Genomic DNA, 12,932 nt, shown 5'->3' on the forward strand with positions numbered 1-12,932 from the left:
TTGACTGGCGGTTCGGGAAATGATGTGTTTTTCCTAAATCAAAGTTCGGGTAGCCATATCATTACTGATTTCCGCAGGGGCGAGGATTTAATAGGGTTGAATCCGGGTTTGAGTTTCAATCAACTCAGCATCACTTCTACCAACAATCAGACTGTGATTACTGTGACGGACACCAATCAATTGTTGGCGAAGCTTAACAATATTACGCCCGGTATTCTCACCGCTAGCGATTTCATTACTCTGTAGTTATTATACCAAATCCAGGTTGGCTACTCCCTTTATCATTCTGCGTATCATTCGGCGGTTTCAACCGCTACTAAACAATCGAACTCCGCCTCTGCGGACTGAGAGATAAAGGGAGTAGTTAAGCCGGATTTAGTATTAAAGGAGATAGCAATAAAAAGTAGCTAAGCCAGAGAAATGTTATCTAATCTTCTGATGCTGTCGCCACAGATATTAAGCAATTATTCCTAATAAAGCAGACTTGATATTATTCTGTTTGTCTATCCTACCAGAAGGAATAATATTATTGATCCTTCTGCCTCCTACCTGATTTTTACTCGATCGCACAAATGTCTATCCTCCTCCTTCACATCAGCATTCGTTCGCAAATAATCCTGCACCCAGTCGCATCCATACTGGAGAAAATCGAGCTGGAAAATTCGCTCTAGCTTCCACACAATTGCTGTAGTATCCTGACTGGCTGAGGCGAGGAACTTTCCATCAGGGCTAAATGTCACTCCGAACACCCCATCGCTATGTCCTTTTAAGGTTTCAAGTTCTTTACCGTCGTACCTCCAAAGTTTGACAGTGCCGTCAAAACTTGCTGAGGCGAGAGTCTTGCCATCGGGGCTAAATGCCACTCCGAACACCCCATTTTTGTGTCCCTTTAAGGCTCTGATTTGTGAACCATCCAACCGCCAAAGTCTCACCATACTATCCATACCTGCTGAAGCCAGAGTCTTGCCATTAGGGCTAAATGCCACTCCCGCCACCTGACGGCGATGGCTTGTTAAAGTGTGTAGAAGCTTGTAGCTGGGCTTTCCAAATGCGATCGCACTATCCCACTGCCAAAGTTTGATAGTGCCGTCCACACTACCAGAGGCAATGAGCTTTCCATCGGGACTAAAGGCAACTCCGTTAATGTAATCGGTATGTCCTTTGAGAGTTGCCAATTGGGTGCCGTCAATCCTCCAGATTTTGACCGTTTTGTCCTCACCCGCCGAGGCGAGTGACTGCCCATTTGGATGGAAATCAACCGCGAAGACTCTGCCTTGATGTCCGGTGAAAGTCTGGAGTAACGTGCCATCCAGTTGCCACAACCGTACAGTGCTGTCGTAACCGCCTGTAGCAATCGTGTCTCCTTTTGGGCTGAAATCTACTCCGAAAACTTTATCGGCTTGTTTGGGGAAAGTGCGAATTAAGCTACCATCAAGCCGCCAAAGTTTAACGGTGTTGTCACGACTGGCGGTGGCAATTGTCTTACCATCAGGGCTAAATTTTATGGTGTAAATTGATGCTTGATGTCCGTTAAGAGTCTTGAGCAAACTGTCATCAAGCTTCCAAAGTGCGATCGGGCCATCCCAACTGGATGAGGCAAAGATTTGCCCGTCAGGACTCCAAGCCAATCCAGAGACGACATCCTTGGCGACTAGCAGGGTTTTTACCAGAGTCCCGTCAAGCTGCCACAGTTTGACTGTTCTGTCTAGACTTCCCGAGGCAAGCAAATCACCTTGAGGGTTAAAAGCGATTTTGGTCACGGCATCGCTGTGTCCAGTTAGGGTTTTGACTAAAGTTCCATCAAGGTGCCAAAGTTTGACCGTTTTATCCGCACTCGCCGAGGCAATGAGATATTGTGAAGGGCTGTTGGCGTAGCCTGCACTTGGCGCATAGGCAACATTCATAACTCTATCCGTATGTCCGGTGAGGGTTCGGATCAGTTTACCGTCTGCATTCCAGAGTTTGATGGTTTGATCTTTAGAAGCAGATGCAATAGTTTGACTGTCCGGGCTAAAGGCAACGCTGGTAACTTCGTCTGTATGTCCGGTGAGAGTTCTGTGCAGTTTGCCGTCTGTACTCCAGAGTTTAACTGTTTTATCTTTTGAAGCGGAAGCAATAATCTGATTGTTAGGAGCGAGCGCGACTTGTGTAACGTTATCGGTATGTCCTTTTAAGGTCTGCCACAAGGTATAACTCGGCTTGACCTTTGGTAAATTTGTACTGTTTTTGCGCCAAAGTTTGACTGTTTTATCCGCAGAAGCAGAAGCAATTAGATCGCCTCTGGGGTTAAATACCACTCCCCAAACTGCATTGTTGTGTCCTTGAAGCATTCCTAGTTTTGTACCGTCTTTTTTCCAAAGATCGATGGTTTTATCGGCAGAAGCTGAGGCTATGAGTTCCCCATCAGGACTGAATGTTACATCATTAACCACATTGTCATGCCCCGATAAATGATTATAGTCAACTGCTCCATAAACAGCTTGATGGAGAGCTTCTTTAACAGAGCGTTCGAGTTCTGGGTCTACGCCACCTAACTTTTGCAGTTGTCGCTTTCCTCTGATTGCCTCTATGAATGCGTCTAATTTTTGATTTGAGGCGAATAAGGCTTCGGAAGATTTGGCGATCGCCTTGATTTCGCTGACAGCAGTTTGCCGATACTGAAAATACACCGCTAGCCCCAATGCACAGGCGATAATTAATGCTATACTTACTACAAAAAGCAAAAATCTTTGCCGCCTAGAACTTTTTTTCTCTACAGCTAATCTTTTTTGTTCTTCTGTTAGTCTGGCTTGAATTTCTTTAGCCCGTTCTGCTTCCAATCCTACCTGCATTTCTCTTCGGTCTAATTCTTCAGAAGCCCCTAAAAACTGATAATCTAAGTCACTCAAACTTTTACCCTGGGCCCAAGCTTGAGCATTTTTCAAGGCCTCTCCGCGCAAGAGTCGGGATTTATCGGTCTGCTTGGAAGTTATCCAAGCATCAAAGGCTTGAGAGTATGGACGCAAGGAAGCGAGATTTTTTTCTACCCATTTTTTGTTAAATACTTCTTGATAAATGGGGTTTCTTACCTGTAAAAAACCCTGGTATTTTACTATCAGACCAGACAGCAATAGTTCTACCTGTTCTCGCGAGTCATCGGTGGGTACTTCCACTCCTTGTAAGATTTTTTGATAGATGCCTAGTAGTCTTCCAGCACGTTGCTCATTTCTCAGGATGCGATCGCGGATCGTCTTTAAATGCTCGGGCTCATCTTGAGATTCCCAATTCTGGACGATCTGCGATCGTACCAGCGATTCCACAAAAAATCCCTCTGTTCCCGGTGGAATTGTCAGCACGTCACTGTGAGATTCTCGCGCGGCTGTTACTATCAATTGACACAGCTTTTGGCTCAGAAATGGTTGCCCATAAGTCCAAGCTAATATTGCTTTAATAATTGCCTCGGCATTACTGACTACACTATCTAACCCTTTAGTTAAAGGAGAGGCTTCTTCCCAGGAAAACCCGTGCAAATCTACTGATTGTCCGATATTAAAAGGTGTCCGATTTTTATCGGCGATTAAATCGCTGGGTGTAGCTACTCCGAAAATCGCGAATGTTATCCGATTGTATGCGGGATTGAGGGCTCGTTGGTTGTAACAATAACGAATCAAGGCGAAAAAGTCATCAACGGGAAAATCTAAGCTTAAAATACTATCAATCTCATCGACAAATATAATAATTCGATTCTCGGGAAATCGGGCTAATAAAATCTCTTCAATAAATTGACTCAATCTTTGCAGGAGAGAAACTTCTTCTTGTTCTTGCCACCAGGTTTTTAAATTGACTTTTCCTACAAGATTAAAACTGCGCCACAAATCCCCAACGATTCCTTTATACCATTGTAAAGGAGTAATGTTTTCGCTACCGATGCGAGTCATGTCGATCGCGCTGCATAGAAATCCTTCTGCTTGCAGTCGATGCAGGGTGCGAACGAGAAGGGAAGATTTGCCCATCTGTCGGGAGTTGAGGACGTAGCAAAATTCGCCTTCTTTTAAGGCTTCATAAAGTTGGATATCTGCTTGTCGTTCGACATAGGTAGGCGCATCAGTTGTGAGACTGCCGCCAATTTGGTATGTAACCTTGGTCATGCCGTTTATGGATTAATTTAAATGTAAGTATTTAGTTAGTTTATTGAGAGGTGAGGATGTGGTGCGATCGCTTAATTCTCAAATAATTTACGCAAATCAACTCTCAAACCTCGCTCTAAATAAAGTTGTGCGAAGCAAAATATAGGCGATACAATTCGCAGCTCAGCGTACAGCGGTTATTATCGATATGAATCAGCCCCAGACTAACTAATTTAGAAGCTACTATGGGATCTAATTCCACTCCGCGTTCCGATTTTACCACTTGTTTAAGTGCAACCGCAAGTTCGGGATACTCTTGGAATGTCACCCAAAAACTCCGCAAGTAATCTTTATAAATTCCGGCTATGGTGGGAGCTTCTTGTAGTAGCCGATCTAGCGTTAAACTGTTTTGACAGAGGTGGTAAAGAGCTAGTCGAACCAGATAAGGATGTCCCCCCACCATTGCCATGAGTCGATCGGCATCGGGGCTATCTGTCCAATCCATTCCGTGACGCTGGGCTAAAGCAAGTATCTGCTCTTCTGTAAAATAGGGCAATTGCAGCGGTAAACCGACATTAAAGGGCGATTCAGTGAGCTTTAAAGGAATATAAATTTCTGTGGAGTGAAGAACGATTACCCGCAGTTTTTCCATGGTTTTAATCCGCTTTGCTTCTTCATGCCAGCTTCGCAGCAGCGGCAAAAATTCTCTGGCAATTTTTGGATACTCAAAAATCCTATTGACTTCATTTAAAGCTAAGACAAGCGGACTATTTATTTGGTCTAAAATATATTGCTGTAAATAGATAGCACAGCTTACTTTGCTACCCATGTCTTCATCCCAATAATCCTCTAATAGAGGTGGCAATCCTAGGTGACGGCTGATGTTGGCACAAAACCAGCGTAAAAATTTATCGAGGTTGTCTAAAACAGCTTCTTCGGCTTGCTGAAAATCTAAACTTACAGTTCGGCACCCGAGAGAATTAGCGCGATCTAAAATCCGTAGCAGGAGAGAACTTTTTCCCATCTTCCTGGGAGCTTTAATCCGCAGAACACTTCCAGGTTTGGCAATTTCTCGATAGGCGAGTTCTTCTATTAGCGGGTGATGGATATAAAATGGTGAACCGATGGGTACTGGAGAGCCGGGATATTCTAAAGGTGTTGCTAGGCATTGGCTGCGGGTGAATTCTTCAATTAATTCTCGTTCCTCTGGGGTCAGGGAACGCGATTCTGCTGAGGAGCGAAAATTAGATTTGCTAATAGGTGTCTGCAAGATTTCAGAGAGAGTTTGCCACAAGGAGGAGGCGATGTTTCTCAGGTAATGCTCTCCGTAATGAGAGGTAGAGGCGATGCTTGTATAAGTCTTTCCTTCCCAAACTTGGCGGAGTATGATTTCTTGTACGGGATATAAATCTTTTTGCGATCGCACACGAGTTAGCTGTAGTACCTCATCTATCGTCATAACCGGCAATTACCATATAAGTGTATCGTTGATATTATCACTTATGATTGACTGTAAAGCTGATCCCCTATTGGATTGCGACACGATTCTGTCGCGAAATTTCTCAGGGACTAACTGGTCAAATCTGTTAAATCTCACCGCAGCGCACCAATATCAATAAAGGATTCATGGGTCACTGAGCGCTCTAACCCAATTTCAAGAGCTGATAGCGGGGTTTTTCAGGTAGCAGTGTTCAGTTTTTCTCGCTCGTTTGCCAAAATGTCATGCAGGTGTCACATTTGGTCGTGAAGGCACAATTTAAAGATGTGACAGTTGAGATTGCTAAAGTTTAGTTAATTTATGCTAATTTAATTAAAGCTATTTTCAGGTCGCTGTATCTCCTCATCACAAGTGCGTTGACATGGCTAAAGTTTAGTTAATTTATGCTAATTTAATTAAAGTTATTTTCAGGTATCTGCATCTCCCGATCCCAAGTGTTAAGCACAAAATCCTAATTCTTCTTTTTGTGGAAGCAGGTTTTTTAACTCTACTGTAATTCCTCAAAAAAATCTTATAAAATAAGAGGATTGATACCGCAAATGGCTCATACAATGTTTTCAAATTATTTTATTCCTCACGGTCATTGCTACTTGTGGAAGCCGGGATTAGTGGGGCTACACATTTTGTCCGATGGTTTGATAGCCGTCGCTTATTTTTTGATACCGACCACGCTGATTTATATTGTCAAAAAGCGGCAAGATGTTCCTTTTGACTGGGTTTTCATGCTGTTTGGCTCTTTTATTGTCTGCTGCGGTATTACCCATATTATGGAAATATGGACGCTGTGGCATCCTAATTATTGGTTCTCTGGTTTTCTTAAAGGGATTACAGCGCTGATTTCGCTATCTACAGCAGCAGTGCTGGTGGAACTAATCCCAAAAATTTTGGCTATTCCCAGTCCCGATCAATTGGCGGTCGCAAATGTAGCTTTACAAAATGAGATTGGCGAGCGCAAACAAGCTCAAGAAGCACTCTCGGAATTAATGCTAGAATTGGAAAAACGGGTGATGGAGAGGACGATCGCTTTAGAATCCACTAATGAACTTTTGTTACAGGAAAATCGCGATCGCTTTTTGGCTGAAAATTCATTGCGGCACTCGGAAGCTAAACTGCTAGAACGAACTCAGCAGCTAGAGGAAACTCTGCAACAACTTAAAGGCGCTCAAACTCAACTCGTGCAAACTGAAAAAATGTCTTCTTTGGGGCAAATGGTAGCTGGGGTTGCTCACGAAATCAATAACCCTGTTAACTTCATTTATGGCAATCTGATTCCGGCACAGGAATACATTAAAGATATTTTGGCATTGATTAAGGCTTATCAAGTTTATTACCCCACTCCTGCGCCGGAAATTGCAGACAAGATTCACACTATAGAACTCGATTTTATTTTAGAAGACTTGCAAAAACTTTTTGGTTCGATCAAAATTGGAGCAGAGCGAATTAGGGAGATTGTTAAATCTCTACGAAGTTTCTCCCGATTAGACGAAGCCGAGATGAAAAAGGTAAATATTCATGAGGGACTCGATAGCACTTTAATGATTTTGCAGCACCGCTTAAAAGAACAAACAAACCGTCCGCCTATCCAAGTGATTAAAGAGTATGGAGAGTTGCCACTATTGGAATGCTATGCGGGACAGCTTAATCAAGTATTTATGAACATTTTTTCTAATGCTATTGATGCTTTAGAACAGATGGCACAGCAGGGAGAGTCGCCTCAAGGCTATTGGGAAAATAATTTCTCTGAACACTTCCCATATACCTATTGCGACCTGCTAACAATTCGCATCCGCACCCTTTTAGTTGATGGCAAGTGGGTGCAAATTCACATTGCTGATAATGGCACTGGCATAGATTATGATGCGATCGCTAAAATTTACGATCCGTTTTTTACGACGAAACCTATCGGTGCGGGTACTGGGCTGGGTTTGGCGATTTCTTATCAGATTATTCAAGCCCATGAAGGTTATTTGCGCTGCACTTCCGAGGTTGGGAGAGGTACGGAGTTTATCATTGAAATTCCTTGGCAATCGCAACTTAGCCAATGCGATTGCCACCTGCCCCACAAGCAAGTTGTTATGAACGAGCTGGGTTGAGGCGTTAATAACTCATTCCGCATCCAGCTACAGTTTTGAATCAATTTTACTTTTTTCCCTAGCTTAGGCATCGTTCACATCAACATTATCTGCAAATAGCAAATATTATGTGGGAAGCACTCAAAAATATCTTTTCTCCAACTCAGTATATGCCTCACGGTCACTGCTATCTGTGGCAAACTCCTTTAGTGTGGCTGCACGTAACAGGCGACTTTTTAATTGCGATCGCCTACTATTCAATTCCGGCGATGCTGATTTATTTTATCTTCAAGCGGCGCGACGTTCCTTTTTTAGGAATATTTGCTTTATTTGGTGCATTTATTATTCTCTGCGGCACGGGACACTTGCTAGACATTTGGACGTTGTGGCATTCCGCTTATTGGCTGTCGGGGATTGAGAAAGGAATTACTGCACTTGTTTCCTGCTTCACTGCTGGACAGATGGTAACACTATTACCACAATTTTTATCTTTAAAAACTCCCCAAGAATTAGAGGCAATAAATCGCAAGTTGCAGTGTGAAATTAATGTGCGTGAAGAGGCAGAATTAGCCTTGCGTCACGCTTATGATGACTTAGAAATTAAAGTTCAAGAACGTACCGCAGACTTGAGAGAAATCAATGGTTATTTAGAAGCAGAAATCCGAGAAAGAATAGCCGCTGAATCCGCTTTGCGCGAACGAGAGACTAGGTTAACAGAACAACAAAATGGTTTGCTCGAATTAGCAAAAAACTCTAGTATCTACGAGGGAAACATCGGCGAGGCGTTGAGAGAGATTACACAAATGGCAACCCGTACTCTGAATGTCGATCGGGCAAGTGTTTGGTTTTATCAGGAAGATAAATCCGCAATGTGCTGTGCGGATATTTACGAACTGACTCCCAATCAACACAGCGTCGGTGCAGAACTGAAAGTTGCTGACTATCCTAGCTATTTCCAAGCTGTGAATACACAACAGGTACTCGCAGTGGTTGATGCCAAAACCGATCCGCGCACCCTTGAATTTAGCGAATCTTATTTGACGCCTTTAAACATTTCGTCGATGCTAGATGTTCCTATTACCCATCAAGGACAAATTGCGGGTGTAATTTGTTTAGAACATCAGGGAACGACCAGGAATTGGACGCTCGACGAACAAAGCTTCGCTAGCTATGTGGCGCAGATCGCAGCTTTAGCAATGGAAGCTCGCGATCGCAAACAAGCCGAGTTAAACTTGCGCTCTGTCACCGAACGCTTGCAATATTTGCTGGCGACTACTCCGGCGGTGATTTTTAGCTGCAAATTAGAGGGAAATTATGACGTAACATTTGTCAGCGATAATATTGTTTCAATGATTGGTTACGAAGCACAAGAATTTGTTGATGGCCCCCTTGATTGGCATAGCCTCATTCACCCCGAAGATCGAGAAATTGTTGCTACTGCTTTTGCTCAGATATTGGAAAAAGAATCGATTTCCTACGAATACCGCGAACGGCACAAAGACGGTAGTTATCGCTGGATATACGATGAAGTTAAGTTGGTCAAAAATGCTGCTGGCATACCTGTGGAGTGCGTTGGTTATGGAGTAGATATTACTGCTCGCAAACAGGCGGAAGCAGCTTTGCAGCAACAAGTAAAAAGGGAGCGGCTCGTGAATTCCATTCAAGAGCGAATTCGTTCCTCTCTTAACTTAGAAGAAGTGCTGACAATGGCTGTGGAAGAAGTCCGCCAGTTTTTGTCCACAGACAGGACTATTATTTACCGCTTTAACCAAGATTGGAGTGGATTGGTAGCCGTCGAGTCGGTAGCCGTCGGTACGATGCCAATTTTGGGAATTGACATTAATGACCCTTGTTTTCGACAAGGCTACGTCTCTTTTTACGAGCAGGGACACATTCGCGCGATCGACAATATTTACACGGCAGGTATTTCAGAGTGCCATGTTAATTTACTGAGCGAGTTTGAAATTAAAGCTAACCTCGTGGTTCCCCTTTTGCAAGGTGAAAAACTGTGGGGGCTACTCATTGCTCATCACTGTCGCAGTCCTAGGCATTGGAACTCTTCTGAGATAGAATCTCTCAAGCAAATTTCCGTGCAGCTAACAATTGCCATCCAGCAATGCACCCTTTTTGAACAAGCCAAAACAGAAATTGCCGAGCGCAAATTAGCAGAAACAGCATTACAAAAAGCTGTCATAGTTGCTGATACAGCTAACCGCGCCAAGAGCGAGTTCCTTTCTTCTATGAGCCACGAACTGCGGACTCCCCTGAATGCCATTCTCGGATTTAGTCAAGTGATGGTGCGCGATTCATCTCTCAACAATCAACACCAACAGCACCTAGAAATTATTAATCGCGCTGGTGAACACTTGCTTTCGCTAATCAATGACATTTTGGAAATGTCCAAAATTGAAGCTGGCCGAAGTCAGCTTAATGAAAGCAGTTTTAATTTAATGCGATTGCTAAAAACCTTAGAAGAAATGTTTCGATTAAAAGCTAAATCTAAGAAATTGCAGCTAAATTTGGAAGTGGGTGACGGTGTACCGGAATTTGTTAGTGGAGATGAAGGTAAATTGCGCCAAATTTTGATTAATCTTGTAGGAAATGCGATCAAGTTTACAGAGAGGGGTAGCGTTACTTTGCGAGTTAAAAAGAAGGTAGAAGAAAGTTTGGGGGCTAAAACGGCAGACTTTTCCGACACGCAAATACAACTTGCTGGCGCGGGTTGTGAACATTCCGAAAGCTTAGCCGTTGAAACCGCAGCTATACAAAGAAAACCCGGATGGTGGAATGGTTTTAATCAGTCCCAAAGCTTGGGGGACTGTGATTGTGTAGACGCGAATGACCTTCACCCGAAATTGTTACGCCTTCAGTTTGAAATAGAAGATACGGGTCTTGGCATTGCCCCAGAAGAAATGAATAAGTTATTTGAACCATTTGAGCAAACAAAAACAGGTCAAAAATCTCAACAGGGAACTGGGTTAGGTTTACCAATTAGCCGCAAATTTGTACAAATGATGGGAGGAAATATTACTGTCAGCAGTACACCTGAGTTGGGAAGTAAGTTTGCATTTGATATTCAAATCCACCTTGCCACTCCCACCCAGATTAAAATTCTTAAACCGCAGAAAAAAGTAATTGGTTTAGCACCGAATCAACCCGAATACCGGATTTTGGTTGTTGACGATCGCGCCGATAACTGCCTAGTCATAGACAGATTATTGTCACCACTAGGCATCCTAGTGCGAGAAGCTAGAGATGGTGAAGAAGCTATTGCTGTATGGGAGGATTGGCAACCGCACCTGATCTGGATGGATATGCAGATGCCTGTCATGGATGGCTATGAAGCCACCAGAAAAATTAAAGCTCATCCTCTCGGAAAACCAACTGTAATAGTTGCTCTTACTGCTAGCGTTTTTGAAGAGGAACGACAAACTATTTTAGGAGCAGGATGCGATGATTTCATGCGTAAACCCTTCGAGGCACAGATATTATTTGCGAAAATGGAAGAACTTTTAGGAGTGCGTTACATTTACGAGGAATCTGTTGATGCACTACTAGAAAAGGAAAGCGAAATTAGCGAAGAAACTAGCAATCAATCTGTCGAGTCACAACTCGGTCAAATGCCTCTTGAGTGGGTAGAAAAGATATCTCATGCTGCTCATGAATGTTGCGACGATAAAATTGTCAAGTTGATTGAGGAAATGCCTAGAGAGTTGGCTGTAGCCGCACAAGTTTTAACTACTTTAGTGGAGGATTTCCTGTTTGACGATATTATAGAGCTAGCGCAATCAGCAGTTACGACGATGATAATACCAGTTCCCAACTAATCTCAACTTAGGAGCATCTCCTATTTAAAAAAGACCTAACCTTAACCCCCACCACTTCTCCTGACCCTCTTTTTGTAAGAGAGGAATTAAAATTTATACTGTTTCGTTTTGGTGGATAGCGAATTATTAAGTGTGAAGATCTTTGAGCTTAAAAAACAACCGAGAACCCTCGCATGGACAGCAATCAATATCCTACCATTCAAGCCAACATTTTAGTAGTTGATGATAAGCCCGATAACGTGCGGCTTTTATCTACAATCTTGACCGAACAAGGGTATCAGGTTCGTAAAGCGCTGAACGGGCAAAGGGCGATCGCGACAGTGCTGGAGTTTCCGCCGACTCTAATTTTGCTGGACGTGATGATGCCAGACATGAATGGATATGAGGTATGTGCAAAGTTGAAAGCTTCACCCAAAACCAGTTCCATTCCCGTGATTTTCTTAAGCGCCTTAGATGACGTTTTAGATAAGGTAAAAGCTTTTGAGGTGGGAGGAGTTGACTATATTACTAAACCTTTTCACGGTAAAGAAGTATTGGCACGAGTGGCAAATCAGTTAACAATTCAAAGTCAACAAAAGTTACTTCAAGAGCACACGAAGCAATCCCAAGAACTTATCGAACGTTTGCAAAACGAAATTAAAGAGCGGCAGGGGGTGGAGCTAGCTTTACGGCTTGCTCAAACAAAGTCGGATCATTTATTGCTGAATATTTTACCCGCAGCGATTGTTGAAAATTTGAAAAAGGGCGAGGGTTCTCCTGCCCAGAGGTTTGATTCAGCAACAGTTCTTTTTGCCGATATTGTCGATTTTACGTCTATTGCTGCTAGAATGTTACCTCTAGAATTGGTAAATGTATTGAACCAGATTTTTTCAAGGTTTGACCAACTAACTGAAAAACACGGTTTGGAAAAAATTAAAACAATTGGAGATGCTTATATGGTAGCGGGGGGTTTGCCTGTGCCGAGGGCAGATCATGTAGAAGCGATCGCGAATATGGCCTTGGATATGCAGAAAGCGATCGCTGATTTTCAAACTGACAGAGGCGAACCATTTCAAATTCGGATTGGCATTCATACAGGGCCCGTAGTTGCTGGCGTAATTGGCACTAAAAAATTTATCTATGACTTGTGGGGAGATACTGTTAATGTTGCTTCTCGCATGGAATGTCAAGGATTACCGGGATATATTCAAGTTACTACGGCTATTTACGAACTGTTAAAAGATCGGTATTTATTTGAGGAAAGAGGTGCGATCACGATTAAAGGAAAGGGAGAGATGATCGCCTATTGGCTAAAAGCTAAAAAAGATAATTCAGCGGTTGAAACTGATTCTTGTCAAACGAAGTCTACTCCTAGCGAACTAAGAGAGTACCCAAATACCCCACTTCTTTAAGAAGTCGGGCATCTAACCTAGGATCTCTGGATGAACGT

At 43.1% G+C, this 12,932-nt stretch carries 5 protein-coding genes and 1 pseudogene; 4 read left to right on the top strand and 2 right to left on the bottom strand.

Annotated elements, in window-relative coordinates; genetic code table 11:
- Positions 1-246 (top strand): annotated as a pseudogene (locus QT996_RS16330) (calcium-binding protein); the annotation flags it as partial.
- A 299-nt stretch (positions 247-545) separates the two neighbouring features.
- On the opposite strand, the gene QT996_RS16335 reads toward QT996_RS16330, so the two are convergent.
- Entirely contained in the window at positions 546-4,127 is a 3,582-nt protein-coding gene (locus QT996_RS16335) for a WD40 domain-containing protein (protein ID WP_333047753.1), read from the bottom strand.
- Positions 4,128-4,242: 115 nt separating this feature from the next.
- The gene (locus QT996_RS16340) at positions 4,243-5,565 is read right to left on the bottom strand and encodes an AAA-like domain-containing protein (protein WP_333047754.1); all 1,323 of its coding nucleotides are present in this window, start codon (positions 5,563-5,565) and stop codon (positions 4,243-4,245) included.
- Between the two features lie 590 nt (positions 5,566-6,155).
- On the opposite strand from QT996_RS16340, the gene QT996_RS16345 reads away from it, so the two are divergent.
- The 3 genes from QT996_RS16345 to QT996_RS16355 all read left to right on the top strand — a co-directional run bounded on the left by QT996_RS16345 (position 6,156) and on the right by QT996_RS16355 (position 12,894).
- On the top strand, positions 6,156-7,697 hold the full coding sequence (locus QT996_RS16345) for an ATP-binding protein (protein ID WP_333047756.1): 1,542 nt from the start codon (positions 6,156-6,158) through the stop codon (positions 7,695-7,697).
- A gap of 107 nt (positions 7,698-7,804) precedes the next feature.
- On the top strand, positions 7,805-11,503 hold the full coding sequence (locus QT996_RS16350; RefSeq protein ID WP_333047757.1) for a GAF domain-containing protein: 3,699 nt from the start codon (positions 7,805-7,807) through the stop codon (positions 11,501-11,503).
- A 173-nt stretch (positions 11,504-11,676) separates the two neighbouring features.
- A complete protein-coding gene (locus QT996_RS16355; RefSeq protein WP_333047758.1) occupies positions 11,677-12,894 on the top strand; it encodes an adenylate/guanylate cyclase domain-containing protein in 1,218 nt (405 codons plus the stop codon).
- Positions 12,895-12,932: the final 38 nt, after the last annotated feature.

The organism is Microcoleus sp. S13C4, assembly GCF_036700865.1.
Lineage (GTDB): Bacteria > Cyanobacteriota > Cyanobacteriia > Cyanobacteriales > Microcoleaceae > Microcoleus.